The sequence below is a fragment of the Methylobacterium sp. J-070 genome (assembly GCF_022829385.1).
Classification (GTDB): domain Bacteria; phylum Pseudomonadota; class Alphaproteobacteria; order Rhizobiales; family Beijerinckiaceae; genus Methylobacterium.
Map to the genome: position 1 here is coordinate 13472 of NZ_JAKSXX010000307.1, position 17114 is coordinate 30585.

18 protein-coding genes and 1 tRNA gene are annotated in these 17114 nt (G+C 70.5%); 9 read left to right on the forward strand and 10 right to left on the reverse strand.

Annotated features, from left to right (window positions below):
- Positions 1–65 precede the first annotated feature (65 nt).
- Complete coding sequence (pnp, locus tag MKL01_RS34855; protein WP_243909740.1) at positions 66–2285, forward strand: polyribonucleotide nucleotidyltransferase; 2220 nt, start codon at positions 66–68, stop codon at positions 2283–2285.
- Between the two features lie 464 nt (positions 2286–2749).
- Complete coding sequence (locus MKL01_RS34860; protein WP_012317941.1) at positions 2750–2971, forward strand: YgaP-like transmembrane domain; 222 nt, start codon at positions 2750–2752, stop codon at positions 2969–2971.
- Between the two features lie 70 nt (positions 2972–3041).
- On the opposite strand, the gene MKL01_RS34865 is transcribed toward MKL01_RS34860, so the two are convergent.
- Entirely contained in the window at positions 3042–3305 is a 264-nt protein-coding gene (locus MKL01_RS34865; RefSeq protein WP_012317940.1) for a GlsB/YeaQ/YmgE family stress response membrane protein, read from the reverse strand.
- 181 nt (positions 3306–3486) lie between these two features.
- On the opposite strand from MKL01_RS34865, the gene MKL01_RS34870 reads away from it, so the two are divergent.
- Together MKL01_RS34870 and MKL01_RS34875 are read left to right on the forward strand one after the other, a co-directional pair.
- On the forward strand, positions 3487–3843 hold the full coding sequence (locus MKL01_RS34870) for a RidA family protein (protein ID WP_243909741.1): 357 nt from the start codon (positions 3487–3489) through the stop codon (positions 3841–3843).
- A complete protein-coding gene (locus MKL01_RS34875; RefSeq protein ID WP_243909742.1) occupies positions 3840–4961 on the forward strand; it encodes a polyamine ABC transporter substrate-binding protein in 1122 nt (373 codons plus the stop codon). The genes MKL01_RS34870 and MKL01_RS34875 overlap by 4 nt, the downstream gene beginning before the upstream one ends.
- A gap of 197 nt (positions 4962–5158) precedes the next feature.
- On the opposite strand, the gene MKL01_RS34880 is transcribed toward MKL01_RS34875, so the two are convergent.
- Complete coding sequence (locus MKL01_RS34880; RefSeq protein ID WP_243909743.1) at positions 5159–5563, reverse strand: DUF3597 domain-containing protein; 405 nt, start codon at positions 5561–5563, stop codon at positions 5159–5161.
- A gap of 441 nt (positions 5564–6004) precedes the next feature.
- Here MKL01_RS34880 and MKL01_RS34885 point away from each other — a divergent pair, with 441 nt between their 5' ends.
- The gene (locus MKL01_RS34885) at positions 6005–7060 is read left to right on the forward strand and encodes a double zinc ribbon domain-containing protein (protein ID WP_243909744.1); all 1056 of its coding nucleotides are present in this window, start codon (positions 6005–6007) and stop codon (positions 7058–7060) included.
- A gap of 317 nt (positions 7061–7377) precedes the next feature.
- Here MKL01_RS34885 and MKL01_RS34890 read toward each other — a convergent pair whose 3' ends face one another.
- From MKL01_RS34890 to MKL01_RS34900, 3 genes are all read right to left on the reverse strand, one after another.
- Positions 7378–7533: a hypothetical protein gene (locus MKL01_RS34890; protein WP_243909745.1), complete on the reverse strand. Its 156-nt coding sequence runs from the start codon at positions 7531–7533 to the stop codon at positions 7378–7380.
- 343 nt (positions 7534–7876) lie between these two features.
- Entirely contained in the window at positions 7877–8200 is a 324-nt protein-coding gene (locus MKL01_RS34895; protein WP_243909746.1) for a hypothetical protein, read from the reverse strand.
- Between the two features lie 27 nt (positions 8201–8227).
- A complete protein-coding gene (locus MKL01_RS34900; protein WP_243909747.1) occupies positions 8228–10078 on the reverse strand; it encodes a DEAD/DEAH box helicase in 1851 nt (616 codons plus the stop codon).
- Positions 10079–10440: 362 nt separating this feature from the next.
- Between MKL01_RS34900 and MKL01_RS34905 the strand changes: the two genes are divergently transcribed.
- Positions 10441–10524: transfer RNA gene (locus MKL01_RS34905), tRNA-Tyr, on the forward strand.
- Between the two features lie 17 nt (positions 10525–10541).
- Here MKL01_RS34905 and ruvC read toward each other — a convergent pair.
- Positions 10542–11165 carry a crossover junction endodeoxyribonuclease RuvC gene (ruvC, locus tag MKL01_RS34910; RefSeq protein WP_243909748.1) on the reverse strand — a complete coding sequence of 208 codons (624 nt, stop codon included), beginning with the start codon at positions 11163–11165 and terminating at the stop codon, positions 10542–10544.
- Between the two features lie 90 nt (positions 11166–11255).
- Here ruvC and MKL01_RS34915 point away from each other — a divergent pair, with 90 nt between their 5' ends.
- Positions 11256–11828, forward strand: a complete 573-nt coding sequence (locus MKL01_RS34915) for a peroxidase-related enzyme (protein WP_243909749.1) — start codon at positions 11256–11258, stop codon at positions 11826–11828.
- 67 nt (positions 11829–11895) lie between these two features.
- On the opposite strand, the gene MKL01_RS34920 is transcribed toward MKL01_RS34915, so the two are convergent.
- Complete coding sequence (locus tag MKL01_RS34920; protein WP_243909750.1) at positions 11896–12216, reverse strand: YnfA family protein; 321 nt, start codon at positions 12214–12216, stop codon at positions 11896–11898.
- 107 nt (positions 12217–12323) lie between these two features.
- Between MKL01_RS34920 and MKL01_RS34925 the strand changes: the two genes are divergently transcribed.
- Complete coding sequence (locus MKL01_RS34925; protein ID WP_243909751.1) at positions 12324–13292, forward strand: tyrosine recombinase XerC; 969 nt, start codon at positions 12324–12326, stop codon at positions 13290–13292.
- A gap of 189 nt (positions 13293–13481) precedes the next feature.
- The gene (locus MKL01_RS34930) at positions 13482–14303 is read left to right on the forward strand and encodes a response regulator (RefSeq protein WP_243909752.1); all 822 of its coding nucleotides are present in this window, start codon (positions 13482–13484) and stop codon (positions 14301–14303) included.
- Positions 14304–14333: 30 nt separating this feature from the next.
- Here the strand turns inward: MKL01_RS34930 and lpdA are convergent, their stop codons facing one another.
- From lpdA to MKL01_RS34945, 3 genes are all read right to left on the reverse strand, one after another.
- Positions 14334–15737 carry a dihydrolipoyl dehydrogenase gene (lpdA, locus tag MKL01_RS34935; RefSeq protein WP_243909753.1) on the reverse strand — a complete coding sequence of 468 codons (1404 nt, stop codon included), beginning with the start codon at positions 15735–15737 and terminating at the stop codon, positions 14334–14336.
- Between the two features lie 70 nt (positions 15738–15807).
- Positions 15808–16563: an SDR family oxidoreductase gene (locus MKL01_RS34940; protein ID WP_243909754.1), complete on the reverse strand. Its 756-nt coding sequence runs from the start codon at positions 16561–16563 to the stop codon at positions 15808–15810.
- Positions 16564–16585: 22 nt separating this feature from the next.
- Entirely contained in the window at positions 16586–16876 is a 291-nt protein-coding gene (locus MKL01_RS34945; RefSeq protein ID WP_243909755.1) for a DUF2442 domain-containing protein, read from the reverse strand.
- Positions 16877–17114 lie beyond the last annotated feature (238 nt).

A 17114-nucleotide genomic window follows, 5' to 3' on the forward strand; every position in this document is an offset into this window, starting at 1 on the left:
GTCTCGCCGTCTTGCCCCCGGGCGGCGCCGGGCCGGGCCCGCCGCAGGCAAGGAAGAGATTGAGAATGTTCGACGTCCAACGCGAAGAGCTGATGTGGGGTGACCGCAAGCTCGTCCTCGAGACCGGCAAGGTCGCCCGGCAGGCCGACGGCGCCGTGGTCGCCACCTACGGCGAGACCTCGGTGCTCGCCACCGTGGTCGCCACGAAGGAGCCGAAGGCCGGCATCGACTTCATGCCGCTGACCGTGAACTACCAGGAGCGGGCCTACGCGGCCGGCCGCATCCCGGGCGGCTACTTCAAGCGCGAGGGCCGCCCCTCCGAGAAGGAGACCCTGGTCTCCCGCCTGATCGACCGCCCGATCCGCCCGCTGTTCATCGAGGGCTGGCGCAACGACACCCAGGTGGTCGTCACCGTCCTGACCCACGACCTCGAGAACGATCCCGACATCGTCGCGATGGTGGCGGCCTCCGCGGCCCTGACCCTCTCGGGCGTGCCGTTCATGGGCCCGATCGGCGGCGCCCGCGTCGGCTACATCAACGGCGGCTACCGGCTGAACCCGCTGGTCACCGAGACCAAGGAGGAGTCGAGCCTCGATCTCGTCGTCGCCGGCACCCAGGACGCCGTGCTGATGGTCGAGTCGGAGGCCAAGGAGCTCTCCGAGGACGTGATGCTCGGCGCCGTGATGTTCGGCCACAAGCACTTCCAGCCGGTGATCGAGGCGATCATCCGCCTGGCCGAGAAGGCCGCCAAGGAGCCGCGCGACTTCAAGGCGCCCGAGAACGCCGAGGTCGAGAAGGCGGTCCTGGAGGTCTGCGAGGCGGAACTCCGCGCCGCCTACACCAAGACCGTCAAGCAGGAGCGCTACGCCGCCGTCGACGCCGTGAAGGCGAAGGTGATGGCCGCCCTCTGCCCCGAGGGCGCCGAGAAGTATCCGGTCGAGAAGGTCAAGGCCGCCTTCAAGGAGGCCCAGTCGAAGGTCGTGCGCTGGAACGTGCTCGACACCGGCTCGCGCATCGACGGCCGCGACCTGAAGACCGTCCGCCCGATCGTCTCCGAGGTCGGCGTGCTGCCGCGCGCCCACGGTTCGTCGCTGTTCACCCGCGGCGAGACCCAGGCCCTCGTGGTCGCGACCCTGGGCACCGGCGAGGACGAGCAGTTCATCGACTCGCTCGACGGCACCTACAAGGAGCGCTTCCTGCTCCACTACAACTTCCCTCCCTACAGCGTCGGCGAGACCGGCCGGATGGGCTCCCCGGGCCGTCGCGAGATCGGCCACGGCAAGCTCGCCTGGCGGGCGATCCGCCCGGTGCTGCCGCCGGCCCACGAGTTCCCCTACACGATCCGCGTCGTGTCGGAGATCACCGAGTCGAACGGCTCGTCGTCGATGGCCTCGGTCTGCGGCGGCTCGCTGTCGCTGATGGATGCCGGCGTGCCGCTCCGCCGTCCGGTGGCCGGCATCGCCATGGGCCTCATCCTCGAGGGTGAGCGCTTCGCGGTCCTGTCCGACATCCTGGGCGACGAGGATCACCTCGGCGACATGGACTTCAAGGTGGCCGGCACGGACGAGGGCGTGACCTCGCTCCAGATGGACATCAAGATCGCCGGCATCACCGAGGAGATCATGCGGGTCGCCCTCGACCAGGCGAAGGACGGCCGCGCCCACATCCTCGCCGAGATGGCCAAGGCCCTCACGGCCGCCCGTCCGGAGCTCGGCGAGTACGCGCCGCGCATCGAGACGATGCAGATCCCGACCGACAAGATCCGCGACGTGATCGGCACCGGCGGCAAGGTGATCCGCGAGATCGTCGAGAAGACCGGCGCCAAGATCAACATCGAGGATACCGGCATCGTCAAGATCGCCTCGGCCGACGGCAAGGCGATCAAGGCGGCCTACAACTGGATCCGCTCGATCGTGGCGGAGCCGGAGATCGGCGTGATCTACGACGGCACGATCGTGAAGTGCATGGAGTTCGGCGCCTTCGTGAACTTCTTCGGCGCCAAGGACGGCCTCGTCCACATCTCGGAGCTCGCCGCCCAGCGGGTCGCCAAGGTGACCGACGTCGTCAAGGAAGGCGAGAAGGTGAAGGTGAAGTTCCTCGGTCAGGACGACCGCGGCAAGATCCGCCTGTCCATGCGCGTCGTCGATCAGCAGACCGGCGAGGACATCACCGAGAAGGTGAAGGCCCAGCGCGACGCCGACCGGGCCGAGCGTGGCGACGAGCCGCGCGAGCCCCGCGAGGGCGGCCGCCACCGGGGCGAGCGTCGCCGCGAGGCGGGCGAGTAAGCGCCCGCACGCAACCGCGCAGGCCACGGCCGGCGCGAACCGTCCGCAAAGGCGCGGCCCTCCGGGGCCGCGCCTTTGCTGTTAAAGGGCCACGGCTTCAGCATGCGCCCGGCCTTGCGGCCCCCGCCTGCGTCCACGAACGGCGAGAGCTGCTTGCCGAGCAACGTCCCGCCGTTGCCCGCGTGCCTGTCGCCGTCTCGGAGTGCGGCCGTCCTGCGGGAGCGGCCCGCCCATGCAGCGCGTGATCGTGCCGCCCCGGGCCACAAGATCGGGCACTGTGTGGCTCAGACGATCGGCGCGGGCGTGCTCGAAGGCCTTGCGTCCGGCGGGCGCGCGGAGATCGGCCTGAACCGGCCGCGCGCGCGACGTCTTTCGTGGCATCCACCACCTCCCGTTCGGCCGGCGGCGGGAACGCGACCGGCGCGCCCGCGTTCGCCCGGCGACCGCACAGCAGGGAATTCTCCATGGCCAACGACATGATGCACGACATCTTCAGCGGGCAGCCGAACCTGTCCACCACCGAGCGCGCCGTCTCGGTGGCTCTGGGCCTCGGGATCGCCGCCGCCGCCGCGCAGCCCCGCCCCAACAAGCTCCTGAGCCTGCTGGCCCTGGTGGTCGGCGTCGGGCTGGCGGTGCGGGGCGCGACCGGCCACTGCGCCGTGAAGGCGGCGTCCGAGCACTTCTGAGCCCGGGACTGCAAACGAAAAGGGGCGCCCCTCGGGGCGCCCCTCGCGTTTCAGGCCGGTTGCGGGCCGGTCAGTAGGTCGTGGTGCGGCGGCCGGCGATCAGGCCGTAGATGAACAGCACGACCACGGCGCCCACGATGGCGCCGATGAAGCCCGCGCCCTGGTTCGGTCCGTACCAGCCGATCGCCTGGCCCAGGAAGGTCGCCACGAAGGCGCCGACTATGCCCAGGATGGTGGTCAGGATGAAGCCCGCCGGCTCGTTCGGGCCCGGCATGAGGAACTTGGCGATGACGCCGGCGAGGAACCCGATGATGATGGTCCAGAGGATACCCATGACAAACCCCAAGGCGTGATTGACGATGCCGGCAGAACGTTCTGGGACCCGCGACGGTTGCCCGCACCCCCGGTCGCGATGACGATTTTCCTCGGGGCGCCGTGGCGCGCGGACCCGCCGGCCTTTACGGCCGGCCCGGTGCGGCGGCAGATATGCCGGTTCTGAGGTGACGGAGTTGGGCATGGACGTGCAGCGGATCGAGCCGGGCAAGCGGATGTCGCAGGCGGTCGCCTTCGGCGACATGGTCTACCTCGCCGGGCAGGTGGCCGCCGACACGGTCGGCACCGGGGTGACGATCCAGACCCAGCAGATCCTGGCGGAGATCGATCGGCTGCTGGCCGCCGCCGGCAGCGACAAGGCGCGGATCCTCTCGGCCACGATCTACCTCGCCGACATGGCGACCTTCGCGGAGATGAACGCCGCCTGGGACGCCTGGGTCGCGCAGGACAACCCCCCCGCCCGCGCCACCGTCGAGGCCAGGCTCGCCGGGCCCGAATACCTCGTCGAGATCGTGGTCGTGGCCGCGAGGAGCCGGTGACCGGCCTCCGCCGCCTCGCCCTGGCGGCCGTCGCGGCCGCCCTCCTTCTGGGCTTCGGCCCGGCAGCCGTCGGTCCCGCCGCCGCCGCCGAGGAGCGGGTCGTCAACATCTACAACTGGTCGGACTATATCGACCCGGCGGTGCTCGACGCCTTCACGCGCGAGACCGGCATCAAGGTCGTCTACGACACCTACGACAACAACGAGATCCTGGAGACCAAGCTGCTGGCGGGGCGGTCCGGCTACGACATCGTCGTGCCGTCCGGGCCGTACCTGCAGCGGCTGATCCGGGCGGGCGCCTTCCTGCCCCTCGACAAGTCCAAGCTGAAGAACCTCGGCAATCTCTGGCCGGAGATCAGCAGCCGCCTCGCGGTCTACGATCCCGGCAACACCTACGCCGTCGACTACATGTGGGGCACCACCGGGATCGGCTACAACGTCGCTGCCGTGCGCGAGCGCCTGGGCTCCAGCGCGCCGATGAATTCCTGGAGCGCGATCCTCAACCCCGCCTCGGCGAACAGGCTCAAGGAGTGCGGGATCATGATGCTCGACTCCCCCGAGGACCTGATCCCCAGCATGCTCCCGGCCTTCGGCGCCAAGGCCGATTCCAAGCGCTGGGACGACATGACCCTCGTGACCGACGCCCTGTACAAGGTGCGCGGCACCGTGCGGAAGTTCCACTCCTCGGAGTATATCCAGGCCCTGGCCAACGGCGATATCTGTGTGGCGGTCGGCTATTCCGGCGACGTGATGCAGGCCAAGCGCCGCGCCGAGGAGGCCAAGAACGGGATCGAGATCGCCTACGTGGTGCCCAAGGAGGGCGCGCTGATGTGGTTCGACACGTTCGCGATCCCGAAGGACGCCGCGCACCCGGCCGAGGCGCTCGCCTTCATCGACTACATGATGCGGCCCGACGTGGCGGCGGCCAACACCAACTTCGTCACCTATGCCAGCGGCAACCTCGCGGCGAAGAAGCTGGTGAAGCCCGAGATCCTGAGCAATCCCGGCATCTATCCGGACGAGGCGACCATGCAGCGCCTGTCGACCAATACGGCCTGGGACGACCGCACCCAGCGCTTCGTCACGCGGCTCTGGACGCGGGTCCGGACCGGCCGCTGACCCGGACAAGTCGTGGGTCGGGCGATCGAACCCATCCCGATCGATCCCGCATCCCAGGGGTGCCGAAGCGCGGCGGAAGCCCGGACGGAGCTGCTCGGGGATCGCCGCGACATCCGGGGGCGCTCGAGGCCCGCTGACGCGGGCCCCTCTCGCTGGGGTCGGCCGGGATGTGATCCGGGCCGAGCTGACGCGACGACCTAGTGCTTGAGGTCGTCCGGGACTTTGCCGCCGTTCTCGGCGAGCTTCTGCATGACCTGCTTGTGCAGCCAGATGTTCATCGTGGCCGAGTCTTCCTTGTCGCCGGTATAGTGCAATTCGTCGGCGAGCTGCTTGCGCGCGGCGAGTCCGGAATCGAGGCCGAGCAGCTTCATCAGGTCGACGATGGAGTGGCGCCAGTCGAGCGTCTGCGAGTTCTTCTCGGCGAGGCCGGTGAGGACCGCCGCGACATCCACGGGTTCGCCGCCACCGGCGCTTCCCGGAGCCGAAGCGGTGCCGGAGCTGGCCGCTCCACCCGAGCCCGTGGTCGGCGCGGGTGCGGCGTCCGCGGTTCCGCCGCCGAACGGGTGCAGGATCTTGCTGACGATGCTGCCGAGGAGGCTCATAGGTCCGCTCCGATTCACGAGGCCCGACCATTCGTGCCGGGCGGCCAGACAACAGGTTTTGCGGCTTGACGTTCCGTGCGTCGGCCCTTGCGGGACCCGAACCGACCGCGCGCCCGGACAGGCCGCTCCCGCGCGGCCGGCCTCAGCGAAGGCCGGTAGACCCCCGATCGCGCGGGTGTTCTCACCCGCGAGGGCACTCTGCCGGCCCCGGTCCCGTCCCGGTGCGAGCGCCCGCCGAGACGTGCGGCCCCGGAGATTGCACCGGGAACGGCACCGGCTCTAAGCTCGGCCGCGTCGCCGGACGGATGCCGACCCGGCGGGAGATCGCGGGGGGGGGGCGGCCCCTCACGGCGCGGGCCGATCGGGCCGCCCCGATCCGGGCGGCTGCCCGCATGACGTCAAACGCCGTCGCGTTCGCCGCGCGCTGCCGAGGATCGTGCCTTGAGATCAGGTGTCAGTCTGTCCGAGCGCTCCTTCACGCTCGTCCTCTGGCTGGTGGCCCTCGCCTTCGCGGGCTTCCTGATCGGTCTCGGTTCCCTGGTCGTCGGCGACCTCCCGCAGGTCGAGCACCGCTACACGCTCAAACAGTTCCTCGACCCCGCACAGGCGGATGCCACCGCGACGGCCCTGAAGCAGGTCCGCCGCGACCGAAGCGACAAACGCCGGCAGACGGATCAGGTGGAACTCGCCCTGGATGCGGCGCGGTCGGCCTCCGCGGCCGCCCGCGAGACCTTCGCCAACTGGTTGAAGACCCGCGATGCGACCCAGCGCGTCGACCAGGATCCCGAGCTCGTCGCCCGGACACGCCAGCTCGACGCGCTGAAGGCCGCCGAACGGCGCGTCGAGGAACAGCTGGAAACCCTGGCTCAGGAAGATCTCGGCCTCGCGCAGAAGGAATCGGCGCTGACGGCCGCCGAGGGCGAGCAGCGCGCCGGGGCCGAGCAGCAACTCCTCGCCGCCGAGCGGGGGCAGGATTTGCGGGTCTTCGGCTACCGGCTCGCCGTGACGCTCCCGCCGCTGATCCTGGCGGGTTGGCTGCTGCTGAAACGGCGGACCCCCCGCAACTGGCCCTTCGTGTGGGGGTTCGCGCTGGCGGCCGCCTTCGCGTTCTTCGTCGAGCTGGTGCCGTATCTGCCGAGCTACGGCGGCTACGTCCATTACGGCGTCGGGGTCGTGGTGACCCTCGTGGCCGGGCGCGTGGCGATCAACGCCCTCCAGGCCTATCGGGACCGCCAGCAGGCGGCCGAAGCCCGCCCCGACCAGGAGCGACGGACCGAGATCGCCACCGATCAGGCCCTGCTTCGCCTTGCCAAGAAGGTCTGTCCGGGCTGCGAGCGCCCTGTCGACCTCGCCAGCCCGGATGCGAATTTCTGCCCGCATTGCGGGATCGGGCTGTTCGAGCGATGCCCCGCCTGCGACCATCGCAAGAGCACGTTCGAACGCTTCTGCTCCACCTGCGGCAGCCGGGCCCGGGAGCCCGCCCCGAGCCAAGCCTGAGGGGATATCGCCAACCGGGTCGGCGGGCCCGCGGCGGGACGCGGCCGTTCACCCGGGCGCCGGTTATCCACCCTCGGAACGAGGCTCGAATCTACGCGGGAGCGGGTGCGTCGCGGCTTTAGGTGGCTCCCCGCGTGGCTCGGACCGGCCGAAGGACCGCTGCCGTGCCGACGCTGATGCGGCACGGTCGTGGACCGCGCGACAGCGTTTTCGATTTGAATTGGATCACGCGCCTGACGGTCTGAGCGCGCCTCCCCTCCCCGCAAGGGGCAGAAGAGCGCGTCGCGGTTCGTAAGCCGCATCATATATAAAATGCGCTAACCGCGGGCGCCGTGCAGGGCGACGCCGAGCAGTCCCAGGCCGAGCACGAGGCAGACACCGCTCCAGCGCTCCAGGGCGGCGGAGCGCGCCGGGACGCTTAACGAGACGCCTGCGAGAGCCACACCGCAGGCAAGACAAACCAGGCTCATCATGGTGACCAGCGTTTTCCCCTGAGTCCGAAACCGAGACACATACCCATAATCAGTTTTCGACGCCAAGCGAGTCATTAAAGAACGTAGACTGAAAGGATTGGCCAGAGTTCAAATCGTGCGCCCGGGACACATCCTCGGGATCGACGCGACTTAATCTGAAGTTGTGAGATCAGTCCAAGCGTGAGGGCGCACCGCGTCGCCGCCGACACCGCCATTGCGGCTTCGCGTTCCGATACTTCTAGTAGATTATGATCCGTAAAATCGCCTTCTAGTAAGAAACACCCACCCGGTCGCGGCCAGAAACGGCGCAGGCGCCGGAACCGATCCGTCGCACGGTGGCGGATCAGGCGGGATCCGACAGGGCGGAGACGATGGCGGTCCGCTCCTCGGTCAACGTGCCGCTCGGTACCGCCCGGCCGGCGCGGGCGTACCAGTAGAGCGCGTTCCCCGCGTCCCCCTCGATCCTGTGGAGATGCGCGTGCACCCAGGCCGCGTCGGGGCCGGTCGTGTCCTGCACGAGGGCGTGGGCCCGCTCCCATGCCGCGGAACCGGGACCGGACGGGTCCCTGGCGAGCCACCAGAGCGCGGCCAGCGGCGCCGGCCACGTCGCCGGGGGCGCGGCCTCGGTCAGGGCTGCGGTGAAGGCGGCGGGCAGGGTCTCGGTCACGACGCTCTCCTGGCGGATCCCGGCGGGTCAGCGGCCTGCGGCGCGCTGCGGCTGCCAGCGGCCGCGGCGTTGGCGGGCGGACCATGCGTAGCGGGCATCGCCGTCGAGCTGGTCGAGATGGTCCGAGAGCCGGTTGCGTTCAAGCCAGGCGAGCGCCGCTTCCAGCTCGGGAAGGGTCATGGTCGCCCGGCCCTTGCCCAGGACGCGTTTCAGGACGGCATTGTAGCGGTGGGCGAGGTTGCCGCCTCGGGGCACCCGAAGGGATGCCTCGTCCTCCACCGCCTGCACGGCCACCGCGGCGGTGAGCCGCTGACGCAGGGTCCGCTCGGTGATGGACGGCGGTTCCGGCGCCGGCGGCGTCGGGGTGGGCTCGGCGAGGCGCGGGCGCAGCAGCGCGTAGCGAAGGCCGATCGCGTTGCTCTCCAGGGGTGTGATCCCGGCCGGCTCCTCGTCGCGCCAGTGGGTCCGCTCGGGGACGAGCGCCCCCGCCGGCCGCTCGCGCGGGGGCCGCACGCTGCTGCCTTGCTCGGTCTCGAGTTCCAGGCGGAAGCGGGCGAAGAGCGGGTCGTCGGGATGGAAGATCAGCGCCTGCTGCGCGTCGTACGACCCGGCCTGCGGATCGACCCGGGTGGCCCGCGCCAGCATCTGCTCCAGCCAGGGCCGCGAGCGGATATGGGTGAGGGCCGCGACCACCGAGACCTCGGGGGCGTCGAGACCCTCGTAGGCCATGGCGACCGTCACCAGGACGGCCGGCTCCGGCGTCAGCCGGAACGCGGCAAGCGCGGCGTGAGCGTCCCCCTGGCCGGAGGTCGCGAGCCGGACGTCGCGCTCCCCCTGCCCCGGGGGCATCCAGCTCCGCAAGGTCGCGAGATAGGCCCGGGCGCTCGACTGGTCCGGCGCGACCACGAGCAGCTTGCCGAGCCCCCGCGCCGGCTCCCCGGCGGGGATGCACCGCTCGTCCCGGCGCCGGGCCCGCAGCCTTTTCGTGGCGAAGAACGCCTCGCTCAGGAGATCGCGGGCGAAGCCCGTCCGCAGGGCGGTGAACAGGGCCGGCCGGGTGGTGACGCGCACCGATCCCGCACCCAGACGGTGCGGGCCGACCCGGGGGCTGTCCCCGGCGATCCGCCCGCCCTCCAGCCAGCTCGCCTCGCCGTCGATGGCCCCGAAGGTCACCGGCAGCACCGCCCGCTCGGCGAGGGCCTGCGCCCGGGAATAGCCGATCACCGCGAGCCCCGGCGCGTCGAGGTCGAGTTCCGGCCCCCGGCCCGGCGCGGCGGGCCGATAGGGCAGCCCGAGGATTCGGCGCCCGTCGGCCCGCTCCAGCGTCCCCGACAGGTAAAGGCGGCAAGCGGCCGCCTCCATCACCGGCAGCATCGCCCGGGACCACGCGCCCGCTTCGCCGTCCTCGGGCGACGCCTCGTCGGCCCCCTGACGGCCGGGCGCCGGCAGGTGATGGACCTCGTCGACCACCAGCAGGGTGCGGCGCGCCCGCGCCTCCGCGAGGTGGAGCGCCGGGGCGGCGGCGACCGCCTGATAGGTGGTGACATAGCCGGCGAGCCCGCGGGCGGGATCGCGTTCGTTGTCGGCCGCCCGAACGCTCAGGGCATGTCCGAAGGCGGCCCGCCAGAGCGGATCGGCGAACGCCTCCTCGGCCTGTAGCCGCAGGGAATCCCGCGGCACCACCCAGACCACCCGTTCGACCAGACCCGCGGTGATCAGCCGGTGCGCGGCGATCACCGGCAGCAGCGACTTGCCGCCGCCGGGCGTCACCGCGGCCAGGATGTTCCGGACGCCGGACGCCTCCCCGCCCGCCATGGCGGCGACGAGGGCCATCAGCGTGCGCTGGTGCGACCGCAGGGACGGGACGGGGCGGGTCAACGGCCGGCGAAGCAGGGCGACATCCGGCCACCGTGACGGATCGCGATTCCTTTGTGAATCCCTCGAGTCCCGGAACGTTCGCGTTTTCTTCCGATGTCAGCCGGTCGGCGGCGGGCGTGCCGCTGCGCGGGGGGCCGATACCCCCCGGCACAGGGCGACCCGCTGCCGATGCCGGATCAGCCCACCCCAGCCGGCGCAACGTCACCGGGCCCGGCTCCGCAATCGTGGGGTGAAGAGATTGCCGGTTCGGGCCGCGGCGCGGTCGCGTGAACCCGAGATCGTGGCCCGGATCGGGGCACCACAAGCGTTGACACCCGGCCAGCCCCTCACCATAAGGGCGCCGCGGGTGAAAAACCCGCCTTGGGGGAATGTCCCGAGCGGCAAAGGGGGCGGACTGTAAATCCGCTGCGTAAGCTTCGTAGGTTCGAGTCCTACTTCCCCCACCAAGTCCTTCCCGATCCCGTCAGCCCTGTTTCGCCAGCGCCGCCTCGATGCGCGCGGCGGCGGCGGCGGAGAAGCCCTGTCCTTCGAGACCCTGTCCCGCGGCCGCCTGGCCGGTGAGGCTGCGACGCTTGCCGCCCGGCAGGTGCGCCTGGCGGAGGGCATGCGCATCCCGATGGCTCGCATGGGTGATCGCGATGGCGAGCGCGTCGGCGGCGTCGGCGACCCGGAACTCGGCCTTCGGGAGCAGGAAGCGCACCATCGCCTGGATCTGCGCCTTCTCGGCATGGCCCGAGCCGGCCACGGTCTTCTTGATCAGGTTCGCCGCGTACTCGAACACCGGAAGCCCGGCGAGCGCCGGCACCACAAGCGCCATCGCCCGGGCGTGGCCCAGCTTGAGCGTGGCCTGCGCGTCCTTGTTGACGAAGGTCTCCTCCACGGCGACCTCGTTGGGCGTTGTGGCCTCGACGACGCGGCCGATCCCCTCGAACAGCTCGCGCAGGCGCAGGGCCAGCGGCAGATCGCCGTCCGACGTGACGACGCCGCACGCGCCGTAGGTGAGCTTACTCCCCTGCGCGGTGATCAGGCCCCAGCCGGTGCGGCGGAGGCCGGGATCGATGCCGAGGATTCGGACGGGGCTGGACATGATGCTCCACGGCTCGACGAACGGCCCGAGGCTGCCGTACGTATCGTGAACGCTTGGTTTCACCAAGGCACGCCTTTCTGGAGGACGATCATGCGCGAGGACGCCCCGGTCAGCCGCTTCCCGGTACCGAAGCTCTCCGAGATGCCGGAGGACCTGCGCGCCCGGATCGCGCTGGTGCAGGAGAAGGCCGGCTTCGTGCCCAACATCTTCCTGGCGCTGGCGCACCGGCCGGACGAGTTTCGCGCCTTCATGGCCTATCACGACGCGCTGATGGACCGGGCCGGCGGCCTCACCAAGGCCGAGCGCGAGATGATCGTGGTGGCGACCAGCGCCGCCAACGACTGCCTCTACTGCGTCGTCGCCCACGGGGCGATCCTCAGGGTCCGGGCCAGGGACCCGCTGATCGCCGATCAGGTCGCGATCAATTACGCCAAGGCCGACATCACCCCGCGCCAGCGCGCCATGCTGGCCTTCGCGCTGAAGGTCGCGACAACCTCCCAGACCATCGACGCGGCGGACCACGCGGCCCTCGCCGGGCACGGGTTCAGCCCGGACGACATCTGGGATATCGCGGCGATCACCGCGCTCTTCGCCCTGTCGAACCGGCTCGCCAGCGTGGCGGATCTGCGGCCCAACGCCGAATTCTACGCCATGGGCCGCTAGGGCCGGCCCTGATCGCGTCGCGAGTGTGGCAGGCCCTCGGGCCCTCGCGACGCGCGCCGAACCCGCCTCATCCCCGGCGCCCGAGCAGGATAAGCGCCGTCCCGGCGAGGCAGACCACGCTGCCCGCGAGATCCCAGCGGTCGGGCCGCTGGCCCTCGGCGAGCCACAGCCACAGGACCGACGCGGCCACGTAGACGCCGCCATAGGCCGCGAAGGTGCGACCCGCCGCCGGGCTGTCCACCAGCGTCAGCAGGCCGGCGAAGGCCGCCAGCGAGGCCAGACCGGGCAGCGCCCACCAGACGGAGCGGCCGAGCCGCAGCCAGGACCAGAACGCGAAGCAACCGGCGATCTCCGCGAGCGCGGCGCCGGCATAGGCGAGGAGGGTCATCGCGCCAGCTTGGCACGGGTCGCCGCCGCCGACGAGCCTCGCGCGATCGCGTCGAGGCCGCGATCCGCATTAAGGGCTCGGCAAGGTTCATCCGGTGGACTGAGACGATGCGTGACCGTGCGGCGCCCGACGATTTGATCCTGATCCCGGGGGACGCGCGCCTCCGCGCCATCGTCCAGTCGTGGACGGACGGCCTCGCGCGCGAACGGCGGATGGCGCCCAACACCGTCGAGGCCTACGCGCGGGACCTGCGCCAATTCCTTCTCCACCTCGCAGCGCGACAGGGCACCCCGACGATCCCGATGCTGGTCGCGCTGAAGGTGCGCGACATCCGAGCCTTCATGGCGGCGCGCCGGGCCGACGGGGTCTCCGGCCGCTCGCTGATGCGCATGCTCGCGGGGTTGCGCTCCTTCGCGCGCTACCTGGAGCGGGAGGGCTGCGGCACCGTCTCAGCCCTCGGCGGCGTGCGCTCGCCCAAGGTCCCGCGGCGGTTGCCGCGCCCCCTGCCCGTCTCCGCCGCGGTGGCGCTCACCGATACGGGGATCCGCGCGGGCGAAGAGCGCGCCCCCTGGGTGCTCGCCCGGGACGCGGCCGTGCTGGCACTGCTCTACGGCGCCGGCCTGCGCATCTCCGAGGCGCTGGGCCTCACCCGCCGCGACGCGCCGCTTCCGGGCATCGATCAGGTTACGGTGCTCGGCAAGGGCGGCAAGCAGCGCATGGTGCCGATCCTTCCGGTGGTGGCCCAGGCCGTGGCCGACTACGTCGCGGCCTGCCCGCTGCCCCTGCCGCCGGACGGGCCGCTGTTCGTCGGCGCGCGCGGCGGGGCGCTCTCGCCGCGGATCATCCAGTATACGGTCGCCCGGGCTCGGGGGGCGCTCGGCCTGCCGGACACCGCCACGCCCCACGCGCTCCGCCATTCCTTCGCCACGCACCTCCTCGCCCGCCAGGGGGAGTTGCGTGCCATCCAGGAACTCCTCGGCCACGCCTCCCTGTCGACCACGCAGCTCTACACGCAGGTCGATGCCGCCCGGCTGATGAGCGCCTACGCGGCCGCTCATCCGCGCGCTGGGTATTAATCTAGGTTTGACAGCAAGCGGTCCTCGGCGCTGCTCTTGCCTGGAATAGGCAGATCATCCGCGAGATCGAGTGCACAATCGATTTTTTAAGACCTTCGTCACGATCTACGTCCAATCTGCTCGTTAGCGAACGGATCGGCTTGGGCGGGCGTCATGGGGCTTGAAGACGGGAGAACGTCGGCACGTGTCGTGATCGCCGATTGCGATGCGGGCCGCCGCGAATCCCTCAGGGCGATCGTCGAGCGATTCGATCCCAAGGCCGTGGTCGACGAGGCGACATCCGGACAGGCACTCTGCGACATCCTGCTGCGCCAACGCCCCACCCTCGCCTTCGTGGGTCTCCAGCTGGAGGATCTGAGCGGTCCCGAGGCCGTCGCGGTGGCGCGTCGGGCGGGGGCCGAGCCGCCCTGCCTCGTGCTGGTCGCCACCCGCGTGCTGCCGCATTGGCAGGAGATCGCCCAGAGCCTCGGCGCCTACGAAGTGCTCAAGACGCCGCTGGATCCGGCGCATATCGAGCAGCTCCTGCATGCCGATGTCCGCCGCCGCGCACCGACCCGGGCGCTGCTCGCCTGCTCGTCCCCCGCCGGCCGCACGGCGATCAGCCGGGTGGTGGCGCGCAGCGGTTTCGCCATCGAGCTCGAGGAGACCGACGACGGCCGTCACGCGCTCAAGCAGCTCAAGCTCGGCGCCTACGACTTCGCGTTCATCGACGTGAAGCTCGGCGGCATCGACGGGATGGAACTCGCCTGCCAGATCCAGCCGCTGGGCCTGCCGACCCGGATCACCCTGCTGACCACCTCCGAACTCGAGCCGGTCGCCCAGGCGGGTCGCTATTTCGGGGTCGACGCGGTCCTGCGGATGCCGTTCTACGCCCGCGACATCGACCTGGCGCTGCACAACGCGCTGGGCCTGCGCCGGCCCTATCTGCTGAACGCCCTGACCGCCGCCCCGGCGCCCAGCGCGCTCCTGCGCATCGCTGACCTGCCGAACGCCCGGCGCAAGATCGCCTGATCCCGCGCGGGGCGTCCCCGGTCCCGCGCGTTAGACGTGGATCGCGCGCTTGGACACCGCCAGGGCGGCCTCCTTGACCGCCTCGGTCAGCGTCGGATGCGCGTGGCAGGTCCGGGCGATGTCCTCCGAGGACGCGCCGAACTCCATCGCCACCGCGACCTCGGCGATCAGGTTGCCGGCATCCGCCCCGACGATGTGCACGCCGAGCACCCGGTCGGTCTGCGCGTCCGCCAGCACCTTCACGAACCCGTCGGTCGTGCCGTTGGCCTTGGCCCGGCCGTTGGCGGTGAACGGGAACTTGCCGGCGTTGTAGGCGATGCCGTCCTTGGTCAGCTCCTCCTCGGTCTTGCCCACCGAGGCCACTTCCGGGAACGTGTAGACCACGTTGGGGATCACGCCGTAATTGACGTGGCCGGACTGGCCGGCCAGCATCTCGGCGATCGCGACGCCCTCGTCCTCGGCCTTGTGGGCGAGCATCGGCCCGGCGATCACGTCGCCGATCGCGTAGATGCCGGTGACGTTGGTGGCGTAGTGGGCATCCGTGAGGATCCGGCCCTTGTCGTCCCGCTGCACGCCCACGGTGTCGAGGCCGAGACCCTCGGTGTAGGGCACCCGGCCGATCGCCACGAGGACCACGTCCGCCTGCAGGGCCTCGGCAGCGCCGCCCGCGGCCGGCTCCACGGTGACGGTCGCGCCACCCTTCTTGCCGACCTCGACGCCGGTTACCTTGGTGGACAGCTTGAAGACGATGCCCTGCTTGGTCATGATCCGCTGGAACTGCTTGCCGACCTCGCCGTCCATACCCGGCAGCACCCGGTCGAGATATTCCACCACGGTGACCTCGGAGCCGAGCCGGCGCCAAACCGAGCCGAGCTCCAGCCCGATCACCCCGGCGCCGATCACCAGGAGCTTCTTCGGCACCCGGTCGAGCTCGAGGGCGCCCGTGGAGGAGACCACCACCTTCTCGTCGATGGTCACGCCCGGCAGGCGCGTCACGTCCGACCCGGTGGCGATGACGATGCTCTTGGTCTCGAGCATCTGGTTGCCGCCATCCTCCGACACGACCTCGACCCGGCCGGCCCCGGCGATCTTGCCGGTACCGTGGAAGGTGTCGACCTTGTTCTTCTTCAGCAGGAACTCGACGCCCTTGGTATTCCCGGCCACGCCCTCGGCCTTGAAGCTCATCATCTTCTTGAGATCGAGCTTCACGCCGCTCACCTCGATGCCCAGATCGGCGAAATGCTTGTTCGCCTCCTCGAAGGCCTCCGAGGCGTGGAGCAGCGCCTTCGACGGGATGCAGCCGACGTTGAGGCAGGTGCCGCCGTGGGTCGCGCGCTTCTCGACCACCGCGGTCCGCAGGCCGAGCTGGGCCGCGCGGATCGCGCAGACGTAGCCGCCTGGGCCGGTGCCGATGACGACGAGATCGTAGGACATGAAGGTTCGCTTCCGCTCGGTCGTGCCGCCCTGAGGCAGCCGAAGAAAGAATGGATGGGCGCGGGTCGGCTCAGCGGCCGCCGCCGACGTCGAGGATGGCGCCCGTGGTGTAGGCGGCCTCCTCCGAGAGCAGCCACGCGACCGGCGCGGCCACCTCCTCGGCGGTGCCGGCCCGTCCCATCGGGACGCCCGGGCCGAGGCGCTCGACCCGGTCGGGCTCGCCGCCGCTGGCGTGGATCTCGGTGGCGATGATCCCGGGGGCGACCGCGTTGACCCGGATCCCCTCCCCGGCGACCTCGCGGGCGAGGCCGACGGTCAGGCTGTCGATCGCGCCCTTCGAGGCCGCGTAGTCGACGAACTGGCCCGGGCCGCCGAGTCGCGCCGCCACCGAGGACAGGTTGACGATCGCGCCCCCGGCCCCGCCGCGCTTGGTCGACATCCGCCGCACGGCCTCGCGGGCGCACAGGAAGCTGCCGACCACATTGGTGTTCATCATCCGCCGGAGCCGGGCCACGCTCATGTCGGCGACGTCGGACTTCAGGTCGACCACGCCCGCGTTGTTGACCAGAGCCGTCAGGCGGCCGAGCCCGTCGGCGGCCTGGAACAGCGCGATCACGTCGGCCTCTTCGCCAACGTCGCCGCGCACCGCACGCGCGGTGCCGCCCTGGGCGGTGATGGCATCGACTACCGCCTGGGCCGCGGCCGCATCCGACACGTAGCTCAGGCAGACCGCGTAGCCGCGCTCGGCGAGGAGCAGCGCCACGGCCCGCCCGATGCCGCGGCTGCCGCCGGTGACGATGGCGACGGGATTGGAGTTTCCGCTCACGTTCTCGCTCCCCCGGTATCCATCAACCGACCATCAACTTGTGGATCTCTGCTTGCCGCTCGCAGTCACGCCGCAAGGAATCTGCCCCGAGATCGATCACGTAACCGGTTTCGTCCGTCCACGAGATCGCGTGGCCGTATTCCTCGACCTGAACTGCCTTGAAGTTCTCGCTGTTCTGAAGCCACGCGAAAACCTTGCCTTTCGCCAACAGCGGCCTCAGGTCGATCACGCCTTCGTAGCCGTCAACGAAGACAAGCTTGAGAACCCCGTGAATGACCGGATCCGCTGAGGCGATGCGTGGCAGCCGCTTCATGCGATCGGCTCCACCTTCTCATGGGACGTCGCTCGTATGAAGGCGTCGTGCAAAGCATCCTTCCGCGTCGCCGCCCAGGCCAGGACGATCCGACGTTTCGCGATCGGGAGAAAGCCTTCGGTCACGCTCAAGGTCTCGATATCGATGACTGCCCGGTGCTCGGCGATACTGCATGGAAATGTGGGGGTGGGTGCTCATTGGCGTAGGAGAGGATCTGAACGCCGTCCACCCTGGCGAC